At 49.3% G+C, this 23,253-nt stretch carries 22 protein-coding genes; 7 read left to right on the forward strand and 15 right to left on the reverse strand.

What is annotated here, in order from left to right; genetic code table 11:
- Positions 1–246: 246 nt before the first annotated feature.
- The 11 genes from L3D05_RS20540 to L3D05_RS20590 form a co-directional block, all read right to left on the reverse strand.
- On the reverse strand, positions 247–1,221 hold the full coding sequence (locus L3D05_RS20540; RefSeq protein ID WP_239618203.1) for a hypothetical protein: 975 nt from the start codon (positions 1,219–1,221) through the stop codon (positions 247–249).
- 14 nt (positions 1,222–1,235) lie between these two features.
- Complete coding sequence (locus L3D05_RS20545) at positions 1,236–1,910, reverse strand: hypothetical protein (RefSeq protein ID WP_255807645.1); 675 nt, start codon at positions 1,908–1,910, stop codon at positions 1,236–1,238.
- 369 nt (positions 1,911–2,279) lie between these two features.
- A complete protein-coding gene (locus L3D05_RS20550; protein ID WP_239618204.1) occupies positions 2,280–3,083 on the reverse strand; it encodes a carbohydrate ABC transporter permease in 804 nt (267 codons plus the stop codon).
- On the reverse strand, positions 3,080–3,967 hold the full coding sequence (locus L3D05_RS20555; RefSeq protein WP_239618205.1) for a carbohydrate ABC transporter permease: 888 nt from the start codon (positions 3,965–3,967) through the stop codon (positions 3,080–3,082). Before L3D05_RS20555 ends, L3D05_RS20550 begins: the two co-directional genes overlap by 4 nt.
- Before the next feature lie 91 nt (positions 3,968–4,058).
- Complete coding sequence (locus L3D05_RS20560) at positions 4,059–5,432, reverse strand: ABC transporter substrate-binding protein (protein ID WP_239618206.1); 1,374 nt, start codon at positions 5,430–5,432, stop codon at positions 4,059–4,061.
- A 118-nt stretch (positions 5,433–5,550) separates the two neighbouring features.
- The gene (locus tag L3D05_RS20565; protein WP_239618207.1) at positions 5,551–7,281 is read right to left on the reverse strand and encodes a sensor histidine kinase; all 1,731 of its coding nucleotides are present in this window, start codon (positions 7,279–7,281) and stop codon (positions 5,551–5,553) included.
- Between the two features lie 13 nt (positions 7,282–7,294).
- Positions 7,295–8,857 (reverse strand): response regulator transcription factor, encoded by a 1,563-nt coding sequence (locus tag L3D05_RS20570; RefSeq protein WP_239618208.1) that lies wholly within the window; start codon positions 8,855–8,857, stop codon positions 7,295–7,297.
- Between the two features lie 40 nt (positions 8,858–8,897).
- The gene (locus L3D05_RS20575) at positions 8,898–10,016 is read right to left on the reverse strand and encodes a TolB-like translocation protein (RefSeq protein WP_239618209.1); all 1,119 of its coding nucleotides are present in this window, start codon (positions 10,014–10,016) and stop codon (positions 8,898–8,900) included.
- Positions 10,013–11,497, reverse strand: a complete 1,485-nt coding sequence (locus tag L3D05_RS20580; protein WP_239618210.1) for a sensor histidine kinase — start codon at positions 11,495–11,497, stop codon at positions 10,013–10,015. The genes L3D05_RS20575 and L3D05_RS20580 overlap by 4 nt, the downstream gene beginning before the upstream one ends.
- Positions 11,494–12,180 carry a response regulator transcription factor gene (locus L3D05_RS20585; protein ID WP_239618211.1) on the reverse strand — a complete coding sequence of 229 codons (687 nt, stop codon included), beginning with the start codon at positions 12,178–12,180 and terminating at the stop codon, positions 11,494–11,496. Before L3D05_RS20585 ends, L3D05_RS20580 begins: the two co-directional genes overlap by 4 nt.
- 36 nt (positions 12,181–12,216) lie before the next feature.
- Positions 12,217–13,143, reverse strand: a complete 927-nt coding sequence (locus L3D05_RS20590) for a M15 family metallopeptidase (protein ID WP_239618212.1) — start codon at positions 13,141–13,143, stop codon at positions 12,217–12,219.
- Between the two features lie 300 nt (positions 13,144–13,443).
- On the opposite strand from L3D05_RS20590, the gene L3D05_RS20595 reads away from it, so the two are divergent.
- A complete protein-coding gene (locus L3D05_RS20595) occupies positions 13,444–14,115 on the forward strand; it encodes a sensor domain-containing protein (RefSeq protein WP_239618213.1) in 672 nt (223 codons plus the stop codon).
- A gap of 86 nt (positions 14,116–14,201) precedes the next feature.
- On the opposite strand, the gene L3D05_RS20600 is transcribed toward L3D05_RS20595, so the two are convergent.
- A complete protein-coding gene (locus L3D05_RS20600) occupies positions 14,202–14,510 on the reverse strand; it encodes a winged helix-turn-helix transcriptional regulator (RefSeq protein ID WP_239618214.1) in 309 nt (102 codons plus the stop codon).
- Between the two features lie 158 nt (positions 14,511–14,668).
- Here L3D05_RS20600 and L3D05_RS20605 point away from each other — a divergent pair, with 158 nt between their 5' ends.
- Together L3D05_RS20605 and L3D05_RS20610 are read left to right on the forward strand one after the other, a co-directional pair.
- Positions 14,669–15,070, forward strand: coding sequence for a DoxX family protein (locus L3D05_RS20605; RefSeq protein WP_239618215.1), 402 nt, complete (start codon positions 14,669–14,671; stop codon positions 15,068–15,070).
- A 22-nt stretch (positions 15,071–15,092) separates the two neighbouring features.
- Positions 15,093–15,797: a pirin family protein gene (locus L3D05_RS20610; RefSeq protein ID WP_239618216.1), complete on the forward strand. Its 705-nt coding sequence runs from the start codon at positions 15,093–15,095 to the stop codon at positions 15,795–15,797.
- A 325-nt stretch (positions 15,798–16,122) separates the two neighbouring features.
- Here L3D05_RS20610 and L3D05_RS20615 read toward each other — a convergent pair whose 3' ends face one another.
- Positions 16,123–16,935: a histidinol-phosphatase gene (locus L3D05_RS20615; RefSeq protein WP_239618217.1), complete on the reverse strand. Its 813-nt coding sequence runs from the start codon at positions 16,933–16,935 to the stop codon at positions 16,123–16,125.
- A 20-nt stretch (positions 16,936–16,955) separates the two neighbouring features.
- Positions 16,956–17,858 carry a LysR family transcriptional regulator gene (locus tag L3D05_RS20620; RefSeq protein WP_239618218.1) on the reverse strand — a complete coding sequence of 301 codons (903 nt, stop codon included), beginning with the start codon at positions 17,856–17,858 and terminating at the stop codon, positions 16,956–16,958.
- A gap of 207 nt (positions 17,859–18,065) precedes the next feature.
- On the opposite strand from L3D05_RS20620, the gene L3D05_RS20625 reads away from it, so the two are divergent.
- The 3 genes from L3D05_RS20625 (at position 18,066) to L3D05_RS20635 (ending at position 21,645) form a co-directional block, all read left to right on the forward strand.
- Complete coding sequence (locus L3D05_RS20625; protein WP_239618219.1) at positions 18,066–19,697, forward strand: MDR family MFS transporter; 1,632 nt, start codon at positions 18,066–18,068, stop codon at positions 19,695–19,697.
- 3 nt (positions 19,698–19,700) lie between these two features.
- A complete protein-coding gene (locus L3D05_RS20630; protein ID WP_239618220.1) occupies positions 19,701–20,282 on the forward strand; it encodes a PadR family transcriptional regulator in 582 nt (193 codons plus the stop codon).
- A 112-nt stretch (positions 20,283–20,394) separates the two neighbouring features.
- Entirely contained in the window at positions 20,395–21,645 is a 1,251-nt protein-coding gene (locus L3D05_RS20635) for an MFS transporter (RefSeq protein WP_239618221.1), read from the forward strand.
- A 26-nt stretch (positions 21,646–21,671) separates the two neighbouring features.
- Here L3D05_RS20635 and L3D05_RS20640 read toward each other — a convergent pair whose 3' ends face one another.
- Positions 21,672–22,619 (reverse strand): zinc dependent phospholipase C family protein, encoded by a 948-nt coding sequence (locus L3D05_RS20640; RefSeq protein ID WP_239618222.1) that lies wholly within the window; start codon positions 22,617–22,619, stop codon positions 21,672–21,674.
- A 116-nt stretch (positions 22,620–22,735) separates the two neighbouring features.
- Between L3D05_RS20640 and L3D05_RS20645 the strand changes: the two genes are divergently transcribed.
- Complete coding sequence (locus L3D05_RS20645; protein ID WP_239618223.1) at positions 22,736–23,194, forward strand: chemotaxis protein CheX; 459 nt, start codon at positions 22,736–22,738, stop codon at positions 23,192–23,194.
- Positions 23,195–23,253 lie beyond the last annotated feature (59 nt).

Consider the following 23,253-nt stretch of genomic DNA (forward strand, 5'->3'; position numbering starts at 1 on the left):
AGCAAACCCAGCAAACCCAGCAAACCCAGCAAACCCAGCAAACCCTTAGTAACAAATAATAAATGGAAATGTACAGTTATTTCTTTGTGATGAAACAGCCACCATGAAATAAATGGAAATGTACAGTTAATTCATTCATTTTGATCTTGGATTGAATTAAATGTTATTAAATAGATGTAGATTTACAGTTATTTCGATAATTGCGCTAGTTTGCGCTTGAAATAAATGTACCTATACAGTTATTTCTTATCGAGATCGCACAAGCACCAACAGCAGCACCAACAGCAGCACCAACAGCAGCACCAACAGCAGCACCAACAGCAGCACCAACAGCAGCACCAACAGCAGCACCAACAGCAGCACCAACAGCAGCACCAACAGCAGCACCAACAGCAGCACCAACAGCAGCACCAACAGCAGCACCAACAGCAGCACCAACAGCAGCACCAACAGCAGCACCAACAGCAGCACCAACAGCAGCACCAACAGCAGCACCAACAGCAGCACCAACAGCAGCACCAACAGCAGCACCAACAGCAGCACCAACAGCAGCACCAACAGCAGCACCAACAGCAGCACCAACAGCAGCACCAACAGCAGCACCAACAGCAGCACCAACAGCAGCACCAACAGCAGCACCAACAGCAGCACCAACAGCAGCACCAACAGCAGCACCAACAGCAGCACCAACAGCAGCACCAACAGCAGCACCAACAGCAGCACCAACAGCAGCACCAACAGCAGCACCAACAGCAGCACCAACAGCAGCACCAACAGCAGCACCAACAGCAGCACCAACAGCAGCACCAACAGCAGCACCAACAGCAGCACCAACAGCAGCACCAACAGCAGCACCAACAGCAGCACCAACAGCAGCACCAACAGCAGCACCAACAGCAGCACCAACAGCAGCACCAACAGCAGCACCAACAGCAGCACCAACAGCAGCACCAACAGCAGCACCAACAGCAGCACCAACAGCAGCACCAACAGCAGCACCAACAGCAGCACCAACAGCAGCACCAACAGCAGCACCAACAGCAGCACCAACAGCAGCACCAACAGCAGCACCAACAGCAGCAGCAACAGCAACAGCAACAGCAGCACCAACAGCAGCAGCACCAACAGCAGCACCAACAGCAGCACCAACAGCAACAGCAACAGCAACAGCAACAGCAACAGCAACAGCAACAGCAACAGCAACAGCAGCACCAACAGCAAGTAGCAGTACTAAACTACTTCCATTCCGCGAATCCTTTTGCTAACTTATAGCGGATTGCTCGTTTACCATTTGCGCCGAAAATGGGTTTCAGCCAACCTTTTACGCTTAAGACACCTAAATGTTTTACTGCAGTGCGATGGTCGATGTGTAGATGTCGGGTTACATCTATTGGGCGAATTGGACGAGCTAGGCGAAAAGTTAGTCGGATAATTTCTAACTCCGCTAGGCTCATTAAATCAGTGTTCGTGTCATTTCCGATGTTGGAACTAATATAAAGACGTAACAAGGTAAGGCATAATTCTGGGCGGTTTGCTACATCGTCATAAGCAAAAGAGATGACACGGAAACCCATAGCTTGATTGAATAATTCACGATTTAATTCACGACAGTAACCATCTCTATCTAAATCGCGAACGTGTTTGGAGTAGCTTTTTATTTCAATGAGTAGGCTGATCGGCCCTGGAGGCTTCCATGCGAAATCAGCGAAATAGGATCTGCCACGCCAATCCATAATCTCGAATTCCGGGTGTAAATCATCCAAATTGCCTTTAAGAACCCACCAAACGTTTTGCAAAAATAGCTTCTCGCCGTGAAAATTGCGGCTAATCAGTCGTCCTCTCCGTTCACCTGATCTTTGCCCGATATGGGCTTGCATAAACTTCTCGTATGCTTGTTCAAAATCGATCATAAAAACCTCCTTAGAATTATCGTGATAAACCACCAACAACCAAACCACCAACAACAACCATCCATCCTGATAAACCGACGCACCCCCAACGGCATTGTAGGTTGAAAAAGCCTGTGTTAAAAATCCTGGGCCGAATGGAGCTTGGGTTGAGTGAACTGTGTTGAAAATCCTGAGCCGAATGGAGCACGGGTTGAAAGCGACATTCACGCAAAAAAAGAACGCCCTCATCCCATAGAGCGGGACAAGGACGTTCTTCGTCTCTTAGTTGACAGTATATTCGGAAAATAAAAGTTTGAATAGTCCTAAACAGATGAACACATGAACTCTTGGCGTTGCCTTTAAATATCTAGCCTACTTCTCAATCCACCCTTACCCCTTAACAGCGCCGGCGGTTAAGCCCTTCATGAACGTTCTGGAGCCCAGAATGAACAAGATCAGCACGGGTACGGTAGTCATCGCGAGGGCGGCCATACGGGCGGCGTAGTCGGTGCGATGGACCATTCCGAGATTGGAGATGAAGAGCGGCAACGTGAACCAATCCGATTTGTTGATCGTGACCAAGGGAAGCAAGTAGTTGTTCCATGACCACAAGAACACCATCGTCGCCATCGTCGCCAGACCCGGCTTAATGATCGGAAGGACGATGCGGAGCAAGATGCCCGGTTCCGAGCAGCCGTCGATTCGCGCGCATTCGAGCAGATCGTTCGGAACGGCATCCCGCATGAATTGGATCATGAAGAACGCGCCGAACGGGAAGGCCATCCAGACGAAGATGATCGGCCAAAGCGTGTTACCTACGCCGATGTGACGCATTTCGATAATATAGCCGATCAATCCGACCTGCGTCGGCACCATCATCGTAAGGATAACGAATATCTGCAGAAAATTTCGGCCGCGAAATTTGAACTTGGCGATCGCGTATCCGATCAACGTGCTAGTGAATAGCGCGAGCGCGACGGAAGTAATCGACACGACCAAGCTATTACCGTATACCCGCAAGAAGTCGGATTTAAATACCGTTTTCAAATTCTCGAACAAATAGTCGCTAGGAAGAAGCGGAATTCCTTTGAACAAATCCTCGTTGAAATACGTACTCATGACGATCATCATGTAAAAAGGAAACAGCGACAGGATCGAGATTAGGATAAGGCAAACCCACATCAATTTTTTCATCGCTTATCCTCCTTTTGCGCGCTGAGGCGGTAGCTGATGATGGAGAAAAAGACGATCAATACGAACAAAGTATAAGCGATTGCCGAAGCATATCCGAAGCGCGTATTGGAAATGAACGATTCGTCCACGAATTTCCATATGACAGTAAGCGCCGTATTGTCGGGTCCGCCGACTTGCACCGATCCGGACCAACCGCCGTACAGCAGCTTAGGTTCATCGAACAATTGAAGGCCGTTTATGACTGACGTGACGATCAAAAATACGGAGATGTTTCTGAGCAACGGCATCGTGATGTGACGGAAAGTATGGAACCCCGTCGAGCCATCGACTTTGGCCGCTTCGTATACGTCTTGCGGCACAGCAGTCATGCCTGCCATGAAAATGACCATGAAATAACCGAGATTGCGCCAAACGACCATCAAGGCAATGACCGCACGCGATGTCCAAGGATCTTGGAGCCAATAAAAGCCTTCCTGCATCAAACCTAGCTTCACGAAAATGAGGTTGATCAAGCCGGTTTGCCAATCGAATAAATATGAGAAAATAAAACCGATGGCGACCGGAGTCGTAATGTAAGGCAGAACGTTAACCGTTTGAAAAAACTTTCTTCCTCTCGTTAATTGGAAGGTCCAGTAGGCGAGAAGCAGGCCTAGAATCAGCGTGATCGGAATGAACATCGCCATCATGATCAACGTGTTCCAGAGCGATTTGTAGAACAAAGGATCTTTCGTTAATAAATCGACATAGTTGCGTAAGCCGACAAACGTTTTTTCGCCGATTCCGTTCCAGTCGCTTAAGCTCAAATAGAAGGAATAGAGTACAGGGTACAGTTGGAACGCCGCGTAAGAAAGAATGAAAGGCAAAGCGAAAAGGTAGGGCCACATGCGTGGCCCCCATTTCCGTTTGCGGGATGCGGCGGAAGACGTTTGAAGTGTGCGTTCCGAATTCACGTTCATCCCTCGTTTATGCAAGTTTTTATTTCACTGTAGCTTCGGTTGCTTTGTTCTTCACTTCGGTGATGAACTTCTGCAACGCGGCGTCCGCGGTGATGGAAGTGTCCTTGGTCCACAATGGATAAAGCGCATTGAACACGCTGTCGACGACGGAGTCATACTTCGATTGCGCTTCGCCCTTCATGTCGGGAACGATGTTCTCCATGAAGTATTTCGCGAGATTTTGTCCGCCGAAGAACTCATCGTACGCTCCTGGAGCTTCGATCAGAGCTTTTTCGTTCTCGTAGAACGCTTTGGAGCTGGTCATGTTACCGAAAGTTTTGAAGTTGTAGGCCGATCCTTCATCGGACAAATAAGCGAATTGCATGAATGCCCAAGCGGCTTCTTTAACTTTGCTGTCTTTGTAAATTCCGATTGCGGTACCGCCACGCGTAAATCCGCCTTCCGGCGCTTTCACGAGACCCCATTTTCCGCTGCCTTCAGGGTCGTTAGCAGAAATGTGCCATTTCGGTCCCCATGGTCCCATCGGGTAGAACATGAATTGGCCTTTCGCCATCGACGCGGACCATGCCGGAGTCCAAAGCTCATTCTTGCCGAGAATGCCTGCGTCTCTCATTTTGAAGAGCGTTTCAAGCGGTTTTTGAAGTTTGGACGTTAAGTCCACATCAGTTCCGTTAACATAGGAGTTGAAGTTTTGACCGCGAAGAACGATATAAGCATCGCCCAATCCCGGGAACATCAACACTTTGCCGCCGCTTTTCTCTTTCAACTCTTGGCCTTTAGCAATAAAAGCATCCCAAGAGGAGATCAGCTTCTCGAGCTCGGCAGGATCGTCCGTGCCCCAGTATTCCTTGGCGAGGTCGCGGCGGTATGCGAAGCCGGCAGGCGTAATCGCTTGGTCGATCGCGATCAATTCGCCTTTGGAGTTTTGCAGGTAAGGAACCGTGTAATCGAGCACGGAGCTTTTGTCGAAGTTGTAAGGAGCGCCTTCTAGGTTATCCAGCACGCCAAGATCGAACAATTTGCCGCGGTAAGCGGATTCTCCAAGGATGATGTCAGGCACGTCGGAACCGGAAGCGATACCGCTTTGCAGCTTCTGCAAGTAATCGTTCGGGTTAACGACGGTAACTTCAACCTTGATGTTCGGATATTTTTTGTTGAATTCAGGAATCATGCCTTTTTGGAACGTTTCATCCCAATCCCATACTTTGACTGTACCGCTTAGGTCGTTCGGGTTGGCACTTGCCGCTTGGCTAGCGCTAGGGCTGGCTCCCGCGCTTGTCGTTGCCGACGGCGCTGCATTATTATTGTTGCTGCCGCACGCTGCGAGCGATACGGTTAGCAAGGAAAGCGAGGCGAGCATAGTCGCCCATTTTTTGACTCCGATTGTCTTCATTCTAGTAACCCCTCCTGTATATCTTGTGGAAAACGCTTACCTTGTTTATGTTAACAGCGAGGGTTAAACGAGAAAACGAGAGTAAGCGGCTATTTTGTATAAAATCCGGCGATCCGATTTATTCGTTCGACTTCAATGGGAGCCTGATTCGAATAAGCGTGCCTTGTCCATCAAGGCGGTCGATTTCGACCCCGTAAGGCGAGCCGTAGTGGAATTGGATACGTTCGCGGATGTTGCTTAAGCCGATTCCGCGGGTTCGTTCTGGCTCGGAAAGCGATAGGTGGCGTATTTCCTCATTGTTGTTTTCGTCCATGCCGACCCCGTTATCTTCGACTTCCAATATCAATTGATTATGAGCTTCATAGGCTCTGATCGTAATTCGCCCATCTTCGCGATCGGAAGGAAATAACCCGTGCAGAATCGCATTTTCGACAAGAGGCTGCAGGAGCATCCGGGGAACTTGGGAATCCCATAGTTGTTCCTCCGCCTGCCACTCGATGCGGAACCGGTCCGGATAGCGGGTTTGTTGGATGATAACGTACTTATCTACGATTCGGCGTTCTTCACTAAGCGTCGCGAACTCGGCCCCGTCCCCGGTTTTGATCGTATCCTGAAGAATGGCGATTAAAGCTTGGGTCATCTCGGCAGCTTGAACATTTCGCCCCGCATGCGACAAGTAAATTATCGTATTCAGAGTGTTATACAGGAAATGAGGATTGATCTGGGCCATGAGTAGGTCGATCTGCATTTTACGTCTCATGTCCTGATCGCGAATGGAAGATTCGATATGGGATTTCAAGTCGTGCACCATCCGGTTAAAGCCTGCCCCCAATATTTCCAGCTCATCTCCGCTATGGATGGACACGCTCGTATTAAGATCGCCCACGGCGACCCGTTTCATCGCTTTGGTCAACCGGGACAGCGGCTTCGTTAAGCTTAGAATAATCGGCAACATGACAATTAGGCTAAGTACGATAGCGGACAAAATGATCAGGATGTAAAAATAGAAAACGCGATTGATTTTCTCGAACAGCCTGTCTTTCGACAGAAGCGCGACTTGTTTCCAGCCTTGGTTCATGGAGGCGTCGGACAAAGCGATCCATCTCGCGTCTTCCCGATAGGTCCCGTCCGATGAGGAAACGGCATTCATAAATGCGTTGTCATCCGCGGAGAGGTCGGAATGGCTTTCGTATAACGTATCGCCCGATCCCGTGGATAGCTGGATTTGTTCGAAATCCCCGGCGCTTTGAAGGAACGAATTGTCGATCTCCGAGTAAGCGATATCCAATACCAAATAGCTGTACGGGGAAATGTTATCTCCGATCGGTCGGTATTTCAGAATGTAACTGAATACTTGGCGATTGCTGCCGATATAGAAAAATTGATGAGGGACAGAGAAGCCGCTGCGCTCCTCCATTCGGCTAACGAACCAATCCTGTTTCATGTATTCGGCGAAATAATCCTCGTAGCCGCTATTGTTGGAGAAGGTTTCTTGGTCCGGCCTGACGATGATAATGTTTTGGATATAATGATTCAAAGCGGCGAAGCGTTTGAGCTTCTCTTGTACGGCTTGCTTGCGAAAATAGTTTTCCTCCAGAGACGGGCTGGGAGTCGAGTATACGAGCGAACCGATCTCTTCGTCCGATACGATATATTCCGCCGTTTTCGTTACTTGCTCTTGAACTTTTTTAAGTTGGAAGGAGATCTGCGCCAGCTTAGTCCGGCTATCCTTGATCGATTGCTCCCGGATGATGCTCTTGGCGTAATCGTAAATAAAAAATCCGCTCAACATCAAGGTGATGGACACGACGAGCGCAGTGCTGGCGATGATTTTCGATCTGATTTTCATGCGCATCGCTTGCTCACCGTTTCCTTTCCACGTACTCGAGCGGAGTCATGCCCGTCGATTTACGGAACACCTGGCTGAAGTATTGGCTGTTCCGATAGCCTACGAGCTCTGCGATCTCGTATATTTTGTGTTTTCCCTCGTCGAGCATCGTTTTGGATTGATCGATTCGAATGGCCGTTAGCGCATCCAATACGGTCTGCCCGGTTTCTTCTTTGAACAGGTGGCGCAAGTGGTCGCGGCTGATGCCGATGTGATCGGCGATTTGTTGGGCTCCGACGTCCTCGGAAAAGTTTTTGCGAATATACTCTAGCGCTTGAATCACTTTCCTGGAATACGTGTTGAAAGAAACGGATGACTCCTCTAAGAAGCGGCACTGGCCGATAAACCAATCTCGGACGCCATCCACGGAAATCCATGAAGCGGTGTCGATTTCATTCCTCATCCACAATTGCTCCAAAGAAGGAAATCTTAACGTTTCTCGGCTTTGATCGATTAAGATTACCAATTGTTTGCACATATCGGTAAAGCCTATCAGGTCCTTAGAGGCGGCAGCTTCGGAAAAGAGGCTTGCGAGCAGGGAGGGAATCTCGTCGAATTGAAACGTTTTCATCTTTTCGGCTAAGCCCTTCACCGTTTGATCCGCGACGAAACGGACCGGTTTGTAGCCATGCCGATCCTGTAAGCGATAGAGAAACTTAGGGCCGTAAAATACGGAGCAGGACAATCGAACGTTAGCTTCGTGAAAATGGGCCGGAATGGTTCTCCAATCGGTAATATCGTGCGCGACCGCAACGGATGCCGTTCCACCGGCTTGATTCTCGACCGCGCTTTTAGCCAGCATGGCTTTCTCGTGAGCTTTGTCCCATAGCTTATGCTCGCTTCGAATGCCTTGGGCGATAAATAAGAAAGCGTATTGGGATTTGCGAATCGGAATCGCGGCGAGCAGCGATTCGTCCTCCAGTTCAACATGCACAGGCTCGAACACCGGGGGGATTGGGGTTCCGATATTCGACATTGCCGTTAAGAGAGGAAACGGTCGATCCTGTTGAACGACGACCAACTGAAGGAAGTCCGATTCCGTATAGGCTTCGGCTACCGTTTGCCATTGCTCCTGGGTAACCGTCCGACCGGTTAACAACTCTCCGAGCAATGACTTGCGAGTAGCGGCTTGTTTGAGCAAATCGTCCTCGAACTCTTTTTGGAGTAACGTTAACTCGCGAGCGAGGTAATCCGCTTTCAACTCATGCTTAACCCAATAGTTGGACAAGCCAAGTTGAATAGCTTCCTTCGCGTAATCGAATTCCTTATAGGAGGATAGTAGAACAATGCGAGGAGTACGTTGTTCAGCTACGGTCGCTAGAACACGTTTGCAAAACTCAAGCCCGTCCATGACGGGCATTTTGATATCAACGATAATCAGTTGTGGGCGGAATTCCTCTACGAGAGCTAACGCTTTGACGGGGTGGGTGGCTACGCAACAAATTTCGAACCCCAATTCCTCCCAAGGCACCAAGCTACGAATATGTTCGATTGCCAGAATTTCGTCATCGAGGATCAATACGCGGATCGGTTTCATCTGTCGTCTTCCCCTATCAAGTCATAATGTAACTCTTATATTAACTGATTCTGACGAGATAGGTAACAAATCGATTCCGGCTTTGTTGTTCGTCGGGCTGCGTTGCGGAAACCATAAGCCTGTTGCCGGTGGGATTCCAGCGCAAGGGGTCCGCGATGAACTTGATGTCTAACGACAAAATGGTCGACAATCCGGTCGAGGCGTCGGCCACGTAGATGCCGCGAACGGTTCCGTTGGACGTAATTCCCGCATACGCAAGCTTATTCCCATCGGGCGACCATGCGGTGCCGTAAATTTGGGAATCTTGGGCTATCGCTTGGAGAACTTTCCCTTTCAAGTCCGTAATGATAAGCTCCGTTTCGTTGCTCTCGATTTTCCGAACGATAGCGAGTCGTTGCTCGTCCGGCGATGGAACCATCCAGACGACGTTGTCGATCGGCAACAACTCGGGTTTCAGATTGAGCGGGCTTGTTATAAGAGCGCCTTTAAGTGAGCTATAGATGACCTGATTATTCAGATAGGCGATATTATTCGCAAAAGGGATTTCGGTGTTCTTGAGCAAGGTTGGAGTCGTTCGGTTCGCATCCGCTCTATAGATCTTGCCGTCGATAGTCGCGTACACGACGGAGTCGTTATCGATCCAACGTCCGTTATCGAGATTCATCGCGTCGAAATCCGTGAACGTCGTGGTTTGGCCGGACGGGATGTCTAGGATATGGCCCTGTCCGGTATTGCTCTGCAGACTGTACGTTTTGTAGAAAATTTTGGACCGATCCGGGCTCACTTGGGCAGAGCCTTGGTTCTCGTTCGCAGGCAGGAGCGGGGTTTGCTCGGGAGATGAGAGGGACTGAACATAGAGATTATGCGGATACCATTCGATACCTTCCGCTTGTTCCGGCGTGAAATCGTGGTTCTCCCGATCGACGAGAATGTCATTTTCGCTAAGCCAATCCATTCCCCTTACATTGTTGAGTCGGACCAAAGCATGGATTTCCGTTTTGTCGTACGAGGTTTGCTCCGGATTGTCCATGACGGTGATCGCTTTGCCTTGAATAAGCAGCTCTTCCTTGTCCGTTGTCCCTTGCTGCTGACAGCCGTACAGGAGAAGCATCAAAGCGATTATGACCCATTTAGTTGTGTTAAGGGATGTCGATTTCATGGAAGCTCCTCCTTGTTAGGCGACGTAGGCGAGACTGGAAAGATCAAGCGAAAAGCCGTACCGATTGCGGAATCTAGCAATTCGATCGTTCCGTTATGTTTTTCCATCAATTGTTTCACGAGCGCGAGACCGAGTCCGGTACCTCCTCTTTGTCTTGAGCGGTCCCTGTTTACGGTAAAGAAAGGCTCGAAGATTTTGTCTCGGGCTTCCTCCGGGATTCCGACTCCCGTATTCTCGATCTCTATGATAGCCAAGTATCCTTCCATACGGTTGGAGATGTGAATCCGGCCGCCCGGAACATTGTACTTGATCGCATTGTCGAGCAAGTTAACGAGAATATGAACGAAGCTTTCGCGATCGGCCCAGATGGAGATTTCCTCTAATCGATGATCGATAACGACGTCGAACCGTTCGGCCTTCGCTCTCATTCTGCTGATTAAGTCGAGCAGGATATCCCGAATGCGGATTTGCTCCGGTTGGAATTCGAAATCGTACTTTTCTAAAGCAGTCAGCCGCAGCGCCTTCTCGACCATATCCGTTAACCGATCGGTTTCGAGTTTAATATGGTGGACGGCATCGTTTCGCAGAGCATCCTCCTCGGGATACAACTCCATCAGATCGGAGTAGGCCTTGATGGACGTGAGAGGCGTTTTGAACTCATGGCTAATATTGCCTATGAACTGCTTCTGTTGCCGTTCGAGCTGCTGAAGCTTAACGACGGCTTGACGAAGCTTTCGATCCTCGTCTTTCATCGCTTCCATGCTCTTCCGTATTTCCGTGCTCATGTAGAAAATGCTCTGACTGAGCTGACCGAGCTCGTCCTTCCGCTTCAGAGGAGGAGCCATTAGAAATTGCCCTTTGCGGATCCTTTCGGCAGCATGGTTTAGCGTAACGATTGCGGATGTCGCTCGCGAGAAGTAGAGGTAACCTAGGATGAAGCTCGCTGCAAGGACGGCGGCCCCGGTAATAAGGAAGAGGCCGGCGATCGTATCGTAGAACCGAATGTCGTTCACTAACGGATACTGAAACTGAAGCACTCCCATTTGTTTGCCCGGACCTTGAAGCGGAGTTAAATAAAGCAGCGAATTGCCTTCCCGCTGATATGCTATTTTCCCTTTTAACGCGAACGAAAGGGCGTTGTCGACTTCATAGGAGGAGCTCAGCGGAGCGGAGTCGCCGACTTTTTTGCCGGAATTGTCGTATAGCACGACATGCAATCCGGAATACACCGCCAGATCCATGGAGAACTGCTGTCCGCGGGAGCGCAGGAATGGCTGATCATCGATAGGCGGGGAAGTTAGGTACGCTTGTTTGATGCTTAAGTTGGCCAGCCGGGTTTGCTGCAGGAGCTCCTTTTCTATCCGTACCTGCTGATGGTCTTTGATTCCCTTGAGCACGAATACGCTAAGGACGACAACGGTGAGCAAGAGCAGAACGGCTAGGAAAAGACTAAACTTCAGCTTGATGCTAACGGCGGTCATCGTTCAATCCCAACTGCTTTATAACCCACGCCGAATACGGTTAAGAGCATGCGTTGGCCGGCTTCGCCCAGCTTCTTGCGCAGACGCTGCATATGGATGTCGACGGTTCTTGTACCCGTCGCGTAATCCATTCCCCATACGGTATCGAGCAGTTCATCGCGGGTGTATACCCTTTCCGGGTGCGAGAATAGCAGGGCAAGGAGGTCGAATTCCTTAGGCGTAAGTTCGACCGATTGTTGGTTCACTAGCACCGTACGAAGCTTGAGATGTATCGTCAATGGATCCGCGATAATCGTGTCGGCAGTTTCCGGTTCTCTTTTCTCTAAGCGGCGAAGAAGCGCCTTCGCTCGCGCAATGAGTTCGCGCAAATCGAAGGGTTTAGTCATATAATCGTCCGCGCCCATCTCCAGCCCGACGATTTTGTCGACGATATCATTCTTAACGGTTAGAAGAATAATGCCCATATTCGCGCGGTTATCCAGCTTGCGGCATACCTCGTATCCGGTTAGCTTGGGCATCATGACATCCAGCACGATAATATGGGGATGGAAACTTAGCGCCGTATCCAGAGCGGCTTGTCCGTCGTATACGGTGATCACCTCGTAACCTTCCTTGCGGAAAGCATAAGAGATCGGATTGGCAATGCCGGGTTCGTCGTCTGCGACGAGAATTCGTTTCATCATAGTTTCACCTGATGGACGGAATGAAGTGCAAGGGATCTATTTCGAATTAACGGCTTCGGCAACCTCGTCATAATACTGCTCGAGAGTTACTTTCTTCTTAGTTATGTCCTTCGCAATCTCTTTTCCTACATAACGCACGTGCCAAGGCTCGTAGGAATATCCGGTTATGTCTTCTTTACCCTTCAGGAAGCGAAGGATAAACCCATGATCTGGCGCGTGTTTGGACAACCATTTGCCTTCTTTCGTGTCACCGAAGCTCTCTTCCAGACCGTAACCGACGCTGGCGCTCGAGATGTCCATCGCAAGGCCGGTCTGGTGTTCGCTCTGTCCCGGACGTGCACTAGTGCGGTTTGCGACTTCTTCTCCCTTATTTTTCGCGTTGTTGTCGAATATCGATTTCTGCGTGGCGTATGAACGATAACCGGATACGGCTTTTAATTCAATTCCATCCTCTTCGGCCGCTTTGAAGAGCGATTCCAAAGCTTTAGCTGCATCTTTGCGCATCTGCTTTTTCGGAGAATTTCCCGAGAAGGAGAACGGAACATCCGGAACGACGAGATCCGGGGGGACGTAATCGGACGGAAGATTCCGCTTCTTATTGACGAGAACGTAGGGACTTTCCGCATTGGTAATGACCGCTAAGCCGTCCGAGTTTTTCTTAATCGTGGAGCTTGGCAAGCTATTGGCCAACAGCTCATATATCGAGTTTACTTGAAGCGGCGGATCGACCTTCTCGGTTGGCGTTGCCGAAGGCTCTGGTTTCTTCGAGGGTTCAGGCTTGGCCGAATGCGTTTCTGCAGGTTCGCTCGGTAATGGAGTGCTGGACGGTTGTACGTTAGGCGCAGATGGGCTGCTCGTTGCTTGATCGGAGGAATCCGGGTTGGATGTTCTGTTCGACAGCGTCCAGACCCCGCCGATTACGACGATAATGAGAATAACGGCAATCGCGAATTTTTTATTCATAATTCTCTCTCTCTCCTTAGGAATGCTCTTGAGAATTCAAGAGTAAGAGAGAGATGTTTCTGCGTGATCTCGAGTTGTTTCTAAAGTGTAAACTTGCTAATTGAGGTTCAAGAACTTGCAGCTGACGCTATCGATTCGCATTCGGCGAGTTAGAGCAGGCGGTCAACCGATTCCGGCAAACTAGACTTTAGTCCAGCGAGTGACTGTTCGATAGCCAAGGGCAATGTTTCCAGTTTTCTGATAAGATACATTCATAAGGTAGGTACTTTCATTAAGGCAAAGTTGAGGGGAAACAGACAGATGAAGAAGATGAAGGTGTTCAAAAGTTGGATCATCTTATTGGGGGCTTTACCTCGAGGAATTGGCGCTTTTGTTATCGCAATAGCGGGCTTAAGCGTAGGGCTACCTTTGGCGGTATTCGTAATCGGGCTCCCCCTATTGGCGGGAATGCTGATCGTATGCGAACGTATACTGGGCATTGATCGCCGATTGCTTGCGGAGCTGGATAATAAACAATCATTAAACTCGCAGAACTTGAACTCCGATAAAATAAACGTGGCGGACATCGCCAACGATAGCCGCCTTAAAAATTGGCGGGGCTGGTTAAGCATTCTGGGCAACAAGCAACAATATTGGAACTTGGTTTACGGAATATTCCAGTTCCCCATATCGATCCTTACGTTCGTCCTTGCTGTTCTTATTCCTGCCTTAGCCTTAGGTTTAATGTTATCGCCGGTTGCCGCAATCGTTAGCACGGAGTTTTTTCAATTCGATCTATTCGCGGGAGATTGGTTCATGAATTGGTTATTCCCCGACTGGACCAGTTTCCAACGATCTTGGTTCAACGCCGGATTGGGCGCCGTGTTGCTATTGTCGGCACCTTATCTCATAAGAAAGCTAGTCGGTTGTTACTCGGCATGGATTCGTTGGATTTCCAAGTCGACCGATAGCGTTCCGAATGCTACTTTATAGTTCCAATATCTCGATACACAAGCAAAACCTCCAGTCCCATTTGGGATTGGAGGTTTTGTTTGTGTATCCTTCAGACGGCGATTTCGTTACATCCAATTCTCGCCCCAATTTTGGATGGAATGAATGACTTCCTCCAAATTACGGCCTTTCTCGGTTAACTCATATTCGATGCGCACCGGCATTTCAGGATATACCGTCCGCGTTAGAATCCCGGATGATTCAAGTTCCTTCATGCGATCCGTTAACATTTTATCGCTCATCTCAGGAATTTGTTCCTTGATATCCTTGAACCGTTTGGGACCGCCAAGCAATACGCGGATGATGAGTCCCGTCCATTTTTTGCCCAGTAATTCTGCAGCGGATTCGTATTTGGGGCACATTTTGGAATAGTCCATACCGATTCCCCCTTTGAATCTTATTTTAGCATACCCACTTCAGAAAAGTAAGTTATATATATTAAAACTATAGTTACTTGACAAAAGTAAGTCACATGAAATAATATAGTAAAAAGCAGATCGGCAGAAGATGCTAAACAAATCGAAAGGTGTGGGTTATGATGGAATGGGGATTGTTGTTGCTTAGAGTCGTTGTTGGTTTATTGTTCGCTGGACATGCGATGCAGAAATTGGCTGGTTGGTTCGGAGGCCATGGTCTGGCAGGTACGGGAGGTTTTTTCGAGTCGATCGGAATTAAACCGGGACGTACGATGGCATTGCTGGCCGGTCTTGCGGAGCTCGTAGGCGGATTGCTGTTCGCGTTCGGATTGTTTACTCCGTTAGCGGCATTACTAATCGTTCTAACGATGCTAATGGCAATCGTGAAAGTGCATGGAAAAAACGGCTTATGGGTAACGCAGAATGGATATGAGTTCAATCTAGTTCTGATCGTTATTGCCGTATCTGTTGCCCTTATTGGACCTGGCGACTATTCCTTAGACGCATTGTGGGTAAACTGAAAGAGATAAGGAGGCGTGATCGATGATTTCGATACAACGCGCAAATGAACGTTATTCCGCAGACCATGGTTGGTTAAAATCCAATTTCAGTTTTTCCTTCGCGGATTATTATGATCCGGAATACGTGCAATTCGGACCGATGAGAGTTCTGAACGACGACTCCATAGCCGCGACTGAAGGCTTTGGCATGCACCCGCATCGGGAAATGGAAATCGTGACGATCGTGCTTAGCGGAAGATTAGAGCATAAGGATAGCCTTGGTAATCGTGCGGAGACGACTTGGGGCGGCATTCAGCGGATGTCCGCCGGTACCGGAGTATTCCATTCGGAGTACAACATATCGGAAGACGAGCAGCTTGATTTGTTGCAGATGTGGTTCCTGCCTAACGTCAAGGGAGTAACGCCGTCCTATGAGACGACGGAATTCGATAAAGACGGATTGGCGGATGCGCTGGTGCCCGTTGCTTCGTCAAGAGGTGTTGAAGGAAAAGTCGCGAGCTTGCATCAGGATATGACCATCTATTTGTCGGATCCTTCGGCAGGCAAGCCTTTGACCTACTCCCAGCTTGGGGGAAGGAAAGTGTTTCTGTTCGTGCTAGAAGGTGATGTTAGCGTGAATGGCGAGGTTGAACTGAGCCGACGGGATGCTGCGCGGATCGAGGATGTCCCTGAGTTGACTATCGTAAGCAAGGACGGAGCACGTATTGTGCTAATTGATTTGCCTTAATGCCGGATGAATGAAGGTCAAAAAAGTCCACATCGCGAACTACAGGCACTCATTAGCGAAAAGTAACCGTTTTTGTTACACAATTGAAACATTCCTGTTACCTGTCTGTCGCAGAGGTCGGATATTATAATAAACAAGACCCCCTTTTTTCATATGATTGAAGCCTGCCACCGATGGTAGGCTTCCTTTTTTTTGTAGGTATCATCAAAAAGAAGTGATAGCGTTATGGCATCACCTTATTTAAGTTAAAAAGCAAAAATAAACACAAAAACACCCAAAGAGCTGCGACCTCTCGCAATCTGTTGGGTGTTTTTGCGTCTTAACCTTATAGCGGAACGACGACTTTCTGTTTCTGCCGGAAGAAGACCCAGCGACTAAAGCCGATTTCACGCAGCCGCTTCTGGACAAGCTCCCATTCGTCGCCTACTCGCGCTGGAACATGAGCATCCGACCCGAAGGTAACGTCTACGCCGAAATGACAGGCACGCTCGAGCAAGGCGTCGGAAGGATACCATCCGCCTACATCTTTCGTTTTCCCGCTCGTATTGATCTCGATAGAGATGTCGTTGGCGGCTACCGCTTTCAGTGCTTCGTCGATCTCGGACTCGGCGCCTTGGATGTCGGCGAAAGCTGGATAGTATCCTTTCATGGCGTCGATATGGCCAAGCACTTGAAACATTCCGCTGTCGGCCGATTGGCGAATGAGGTCGTAATAATGTTTTTTCTCGTCGAGTTGCTCATCATCATCTTTGCCCTTCCAACGATTGCGGTTAAAGATGCTGACTCCTCGCGTTTGGTGAACCGAGCCGATGATGTAGTCGAAAGGATACGGTTCGTACGCTTTCCGGTATAGCTCGATCTGGTCGATATAGAAGTCGGACTCGACGCCGAGCAATACTTCGATTTTCTCTTTGTACTGCTCTTTCAAGCGAAGAACCTCGGCAATGTAATTGGGGAAGTCGCTTCTGGCCATGGCGATGTTGGGTTGAGGCTGATCGAGTTCATGGGCAAAATAAGGCGAGTGGTCGGAAATGCCGATAACCTGCATGCCGGCTTGAATCGCCGAGACGATGTAGTCGTTGATTGTTCCCGATGCGTGGCCGCATCTCTCATGGTGCGTATGCAAATCGAATTTCATGTCAGTTCTCCTCGTTTCCCTTATTCGCTGCCGATAAACTGATCCTCGGGCATGCCTTTCAGATCGTTCAGAAATTGGCGCATGGCACTGTTGACGTAGCGACCGGATTTGGTCATGACTCCCACGGGGTGGCTTACTTCCAACTCGTTCACGGGAATCATTTTAAGCGTACCCCGACGAAGCTCGCCCGCGATAGATAGTTTGGATACGACTGCCGCACCCATGTTGAGCTCGACCATCCGTTTAACCTCTTCACTGCTTCCAAGCTCCATGACGATGTTCGGTTCAAGCCCGTATTCTCGGAAAATCCGGTCCGTGAACCGTCTGCCTAGCGTGTCCGGCGATAGGAGGATAAGCGGGACATCCTTGAGCATGTTAATCGTAATGCGATTGGAAGAAGCCAAAGGATGTTGGGGGGCAACGACGAACTGGAAAGTATCGTAATAAAGCACCGATGTTTCCACTTGCAGGCTTTTATCCGTCAAGTAACCGATGCCGACGTCTATCGTTCCGTTCTCTACGCAAGAGAGCACCTGTGCGGAGGACATAGACTGGATACTTGTTTTGATTAGCGGAAATTGGTTTTGAAAATAGGATAGCACCCGAGGCAAAATTTGAATGGCTATCGATGTCGTCGTTCCTAACACGATATGGCCTTGTGGGGTTTGGTTCAGATCGGACAGCTTCTGCTTTAATTGCTCCACGATTCCTAATATTTGCTCGGCGTGCTCTAAGAATACTTGCCCGCGATCGGTTAAAGTGACGGGGTGGTTGCGATCAACGAGAATCGCTTTGAATTCGTCCTCTAAGCTTTTAATCTGCGCGGATACGGCGGGTTGCGTCAAGTTGAGCACTTCGCCGGCCTTGCGGAAGCTTAGCGTCTTGGAAATCGTCACTAACGTTTCCAGTTGGCTTATGTTCACTTTGTCGCCTCCTAGGATTGAATATATTTATCAGGTCAACTTAAGCATATAAAAAGGATTTTTCGTTAATTCCATTATAGGGGATTCATTCTATCGTAGCAAAGTGTTGATTATAACTCAAATTTGAGTATAATATCGAATGAGTAATCAAATTTGAGTACTCGTACCACAAAACGCAAAGTAAGGATTGGGAGGAAATATTAGAATATGGACGTAAAAAAAAGCAATTCGAAACTTGTCGTCGCGGGCTTGATGTTAGGCCTATTCATGGCCGCGCTCGATCAAACGATCGTATCCACGGCGATGACGACGATCATTCAGAAGCTCGGAGGTTTGGAAAGCTTCATCTGGGTATATTCCGCATACATGATCGCAATGGTCGTCGCGACGCCTATATTCGGGAAACTGTCGGATATGTATGGAAGGAAACGGTTTTTCTTGATGGGACTCGTCCTATTCCTGCTCGGTTCGATTTTATGCGGAACCGCGCAGAACATGGATCAACTAATTATTTATCGCGCGATTCAAGGTATCGGCGGCGGTGCGCTCATGCCGATCGTATTTACGATTATTTTCGATCTGTTCCCGGCAGAGAAGCGCGGTAAAATGATGGGGCTGTTCGGAGCCGTATTCGGAGTTTCCAGCGTGTTCGGCCCGATCATGGGCGGAGCGATTACGGATCATTTAAGCTGGCGTTGGATTTTCTATATTAACGTTCCGATCGGTATATTGTCGATTATCTTTATCGCGAAAGCGTATCATGAATCGAAAGTGGCCCGCAAACAGGTTATTGACTGGGCGGGTGCGGTATTGCTGACGGGTACCGTCCTGTTCTTGATGTTCGGCTTGGAGCTTGGCGGTTCAGACGGATGGGCATGGGATTCGGCGAAAACGATCTCGTTGTTCGCAGGCTCAGCACTCTTTTTCATTTTGTTCTTGTTGGCGGAGAGAGTCGCTAAAGACCCGATTATTAAGCTTAGCTTATTTAAGAAACGGCTATTCACGAGCAGCATGGCCATCAGCTTGCTGTACGGCGGAGTCATGATTGCCGGAGCCTCGTATATTCCGATCTTCATCCAAGGGGTATTCCACAAGACGGCAACGGAGACGAGCACGGTTCTGACCCCGATGATGCTCGGAGTTGTACTGAGCAGCCAGATCGGAGGCCGATTCGCCACGCGTTTCAGATATCGCGACGTTATGATCGTGTCGGCGTTGACCCTGCTCGTTGGCTCCTATTTACTTGGGTTCGTGATGGATACTGAAACTAGCCGGTTATTGATTACGTTATTCATGGTCATTATCGGTTTGGGAATGGGAGTCTCCTTCTCGTTGCTCAACATTTCCACGTTGAATTCCGTTCCTCCGCAGTATAAAGGTTCGGCCTCGTCGCTCATTACGTTTTTCCGGACGATCGGTTCGGCTCTTGGCGTAACGGTATTCGGTACGCTGCAAAAGCATGAATTCCAGAAAGGCATTCAGGAGTTGCCGAACATAAACCCGGAGATGGCGGCGAAAATAAAAGGCGGCCAAGCGCTTTTGGATCCGACTATGCAAGCGAAAATGGGACTGTCGCCGGATATCGTAAACGCTTTGTTAGGGAAGCTCGCGGATTCGATCATTTTTATTTTCCAATGGTCCGTTCTGTTGCCCGTACTTGCTTTGGTTTTCGTATTGCTCATGGGACGCTCGCGTATGGAGAAGGCACAACCCGCAAATCAAGGCGGACCTGGAGCGCCTGGAGCGCCTGGAGCACCAGGAGCACCCGGAGCACCGAATGCTCAGGGCTCTAATGAAGCAGTCTCCAGCAAACCGGAGCCCTCATACCATGGGCACTAAACCATGTCGATAAAATTATTAATCTTGGGGTTGCTCAGCGAGTGCAACCGCCATCCCTATGAGATCAGGCAGACGATCAAAGCAAGAAATTGGCACCATACGTTCAAGATCCGGGACGGCTCGCTCTACTATGCGGTCGATCAGCTTCGAGACGATGGGCTGATCGAAGTGGCGGAGGCGATTACTCTTCAGGATAATCGTCCTGACAAAATGATCTATCGCATAACGGAGAAGGGGAAAGCCGCGCTTCTAGACATGCTTTACGGGGAACTAGGAAAGGATTTCCATCCCCAACATCCATTCTTCGTTGCTCTTCCATTTGCGAGGCATGCCGAGAATGATCTGATGGAGCCGCTAATCGCGAGGCGATTGGAGCAATGCATGGAGCGAATTGAACATCTCCGCTTCGTGCTCGAGCTCAAAGGCGAATGGTTACCGCACGGCTCATTACGTATGATCCAAGGCATCAAGCGTTTCTGCGAAACGGAACGGGAGTGGCTAGAAGTGCTGCTGGAAGATGCGCGATCGGGCAAATTGACCGATCTCGGGGGATTTCTCGATCAAGGCGCTCAAGGTTCAGATTAAGTAAAGATAACATTAAATAATGTAAAAACCGTGAAGAACGAAAGGAAAGCGCTTAGCTTTCGTCGAATGAATCCGTCAAACAACGCTAAAAAGCGGGAAAGGCGATTGCCTGATGGATGATAAACGAAAGATTAACGCTTGGGTGATGTACGATTGGGCGAACTCGGCTTTTGCTACGACGATTATGGCCGCGGTTATGCCGATTTACTTCATTAAAGTGGCAGGCGGAACGGATGGAAGCTGGAGCTTTACGCAAACCGCGGCTGCCATCGTCGTAGCGTTGTTGTCGCCCTTACTCGGCGCGATTGCGGATCATACGGGAAGGAAAACCGCCTTCCTCAGATTCTTCAGCATCATTGGCGCGGCTGCTAGCGCGGCTCTTGCATTCGTCGGAACCGGGGATATGTGGCTTGCCTCCATTCTTGTCGTCATCGGAATGGTCGGGTTCGGAGCAGGGAATACGTTCTACGATGCCATGCTGAACGATATCGCTTCGCCTTCGCAGCGTGAAAGAGTAAGCGCGCGCGGCTATTCGATGGGGTATTTGGGCGGCGGATTGCTGTTAGCGGTCAATCTGGGGTTAATCCTGGGATGGGAATCTATTGGGCTGCCGGACAGTACCGCTGCCTCGCAGATTTCGTTCGTTACGGTCGGAATATGGTGGTTCGTGTTCTCCTTGCCTTTATTTCGGAATATTAAGGATACCCCGTCAACAATCGATAAAGGCAGTATAAGGACAAACTTGAAAGCAGGGGTGCAACGTCTTCGGGGTACGTTCCTCAGAATTAAGCGATATCCCGAGCTTCTTAAATTCATGCTCGCCTTTTGGTTCTACGCCGACGGTATTAACACGGTTATCTTATTGGCCGCCAGCTACGGGACGACAATCGGAATCGAATCTGACCATCTCATTATAGCTCTCTTGATCACGCAGTTTATCGGATTCCCGGCAACGCTGCTATTCGGCAAATTAGCCGATCGGTTAGGCAGCAAGAGAATGCTGTTCACCTCGCTTGCGATCTATATCGTAATCGTGATTCTGGGTTATTTCATGACAAGCGCGCTGCACTTCTATCTGCTAGCTTGTTTGGTCGGTTTAGTTCAAGGAGGATCGCAAGCGACTTCCAGGGCGATTTTCAGTAAAATGATCCCGCATGGAAGAATCGCGGAGTTTAATGGATTCCTGAGTATCACTTATCGGTTATTCTCTTTTATGGGATTGTTGGTGTTCGGAATCGTGAAAATGATTAGCGATTCTAGCCGTTCGGCGTTGCTGACAGTTGTACTGTTCTTCGTCGTAGGAATCATTTTGCTTACTTTCGTGAATTTGGCAAAAGGAGAGCAGGAAGCCCAGCACTCTTAATCGCAGGATTGCCAAGGGCGTAGCCGTTAGGCTGGGACAATGGAATCCGCGAAAGTGATCGTTCCCCTGTCGCAAGGTAAACCCGTTTCATAGGAAACATCCCGAAGCAGCTCGCTGAAACGCAACTTCAGCCGGGCTGCTTCTTCGTCTGTCGCGGCTTGCAACCATGCGATGCCCGCAGCAGTCGTTTCATGGCCATCCGCTAAAGCAAGGTCCCACAACTCCATTGCGCTTGTACGGTGATGGACCGTGCGATCCATCGGATCGATCCAGGGCTGTCGGCTGTCGTTCAGGACGTCCCATTGAGGGATTTCGCACGGTGGGGAAAAAGGGGCGAGTTGTCTGAAAGTTAATCTGCCTTTCCAGCCGCTTGGATCAAAGAATAAGCGCTGCGCCCGGAGCATCTGTGCAACGGCGTGATCGAGCTGCTCAGAATGAATCCGGCTTGCGATTACGGGGTAGTGTTGGGCTACGACGTTCAGGAAATCGTTCGCGAATTCGCCTGGCAATCTATCCTCCGTATCCACCTCCGGAAAGACCGGCGTGTTGCCGGTATGGATACCCGCCCGTCTCATCAAGATGACGGAATCCATCGCCGTCTCGTACCGCTGATGATGCCACTTCTTGAAGCCGGAACGGCTGAACACGAAAGGATGAAGATGCCTATCCAGCACATGATGCAGAAGAAAGCCTATCGTATAGGCCACGGCCGGATCTTCCATCGGTCGACATCTCACGGCGCTGAACAAAGAGAGCAGGAACGGACCGCAATGGATATTGTGGAGCAGCGTGCCAAGCTGATTCAATGGAGTCGAGGACTGCCACGGTAAGAAATGATCATAGAATAGAAAGTCGGGGCCTTGGCAACCGAGTTGAAACGCGGCCTTCCACGGTTGTCGATCCATATATTGGTCAATGCAAATAGCCCTTAAGACTTCTTTACCAAATTGGATATGGGCCCAAATATTCGGCATGCTTCCGCTCCCTTTGACAAAAATCAGTGTACTTGTACCTATGATTTCAGTATAATAAAGGAAAGCGGTTACGGCTAGCGGTTTCAATCCAATTAGACAAAGGGGCGCGTTCAGGCATGAAGGCTGAGTACATCAACCCATTTTTGGAATCCGCGCGTATGGTCATCGAACAGATGGTTCAAATCCGTCCCAGTACCGGACAGCTCTCGATTAGGGACATCAAATTCGCGGAAAATCATGTATGGATTCAAATTGGACTAACAGGTCATATGACTGGCGATATCGTATTTGGTTTAAGCGAATCCGTTGCTTTACGAATTATTTCTGCCATGATGGGCGGCTATACGATTACCGAGATCGACGAAATGGGCAAGAGCGCCATTTCCGAATTAGGCAATATGATTAGCGGTAACGCTAGTACGATGTTGTACAATCAAGGCGTGCACGTAGATATCACGCCTCCGCAGATTATGGGTTCCCATTTTGCTTCTGCTACGGGCGCTAGTCGCGCTTTAGCGGTTCCGTTAATTATGGATGGAATCGGGGAAATGGAAATTCAAGTACTCATTGCTTAGTACATCTGATTTATGTAAACTTATAAGGTTGCTCGTTCGCCCCGGCTAGGGGCTTTTTT

This window comes from Cohnella mopanensis (genome assembly GCF_022352055.1).
In the GTDB taxonomy this organism is placed as follows: domain Bacteria; phylum Bacillota; class Bacilli; order Paenibacillales; family Paenibacillaceae; genus Cohnella; species Cohnella mopanensis.

Bases quoted from the DNA above. Each gene is read 5' to 3' on its own strand.
- L3D05_RS20545 (WP_255807645.1), bottom strand. From the start codon at position 1,910: ATGATCGATTTTGAACAAGCATACGAGAAGTTTATGCAAGCCCATATC.
- L3D05_RS20550 (WP_239618204.1), bottom strand. From the start codon at position 3,083: ATGAAAAAATTGATGTGGGTTTGCCTTATCCTAATCTCGATCCTGTCG.
- L3D05_RS20555 (WP_239618205.1), bottom strand. From the start codon at position 3,967: ATGTGGCCCTACCTTTTCGCTTTGCCTTTCATTCTTTCTTACGCGGCG.
- L3D05_RS20560 (WP_239618206.1), bottom strand. From the start codon at position 5,432: ATGAAGACAATCGGAGTCAAAAAATGGGCGACTATGCTCGCCTCGCTT.
- L3D05_RS20565 (WP_239618207.1), bottom strand. From the start codon at position 7,281: ATGAAAATCAGATCGAAAATCATCGCCAGCACTGCGCTCGTCGTGTCC.
- L3D05_RS20570 (WP_239618208.1), bottom strand. From the start codon at position 8,857: ATGAAACCGATCCGCGTATTGATCCTCGATGACGAAATTCTGGCAATC.
- L3D05_RS20575 (WP_239618209.1), bottom strand. From the start codon at position 10,016: ATGAAATCGACATCCCTTAACACAACTAAATGGGTCATAATCGCTTTG.
- L3D05_RS20580 (WP_239618210.1), bottom strand. From the start codon at position 11,497: ATGACCGCCGTTAGCATCAAGCTGAAGTTTAGTCTTTTCCTAGCCGTT.
- L3D05_RS20585 (WP_239618211.1), bottom strand. From the start codon at position 12,180: ATGATGAAACGAATTCTCGTCGCAGACGACGAACCCGGCATTGCCAAT.
- L3D05_RS20590 (WP_239618212.1), bottom strand. From the start codon at position 13,143: ATGAATAAAAAATTCGCGATTGCCGTTATTCTCATTATCGTCGTAATC.
- L3D05_RS20595 (WP_239618213.1), top strand. From the start codon at position 13,444: ATGAAGAAGATGAAGGTGTTCAAAAGTTGGATCATCTTATTGGGGGCT.
- L3D05_RS20600 (WP_239618214.1), bottom strand. From the start codon at position 14,510: ATGGACTATTCCAAAATGTGCCCCAAATACGAATCCGCTGCAGAATTA.
- L3D05_RS20605 (WP_239618215.1), top strand. From the start codon at position 14,669: ATGATGGAATGGGGATTGTTGTTGCTTAGAGTCGTTGTTGGTTTATTG.
- L3D05_RS20610 (WP_239618216.1), top strand. From the start codon at position 15,093: ATGATTTCGATACAACGCGCAAATGAACGTTATTCCGCAGACCATGGT.
- L3D05_RS20615 (WP_239618217.1), bottom strand. From the start codon at position 16,935: ATGAAATTCGATTTGCATACGCACCATGAGAGATGCGGCCACGCATCG.
- L3D05_RS20625 (WP_239618219.1), top strand. From the start codon at position 18,066: ATGGACGTAAAAAAAAGCAATTCGAAACTTGTCGTCGCGGGCTTGATG.
- L3D05_RS20630 (WP_239618220.1), top strand. From the start codon at position 19,701: ATGTCGATAAAATTATTAATCTTGGGGTTGCTCAGCGAGTGCAACCGC.
- L3D05_RS20635 (WP_239618221.1), top strand. From the start codon at position 20,395: ATGGATGATAAACGAAAGATTAACGCTTGGGTGATGTACGATTGGGCG.
- L3D05_RS20640 (WP_239618222.1), bottom strand. From the start codon at position 22,619: ATGCCGAATATTTGGGCCCATATCCAATTTGGTAAAGAAGTCTTAAGG.
- L3D05_RS20645 (WP_239618223.1), top strand. From the start codon at position 22,736: ATGAAGGCTGAGTACATCAACCCATTTTTGGAATCCGCGCGTATGGTC.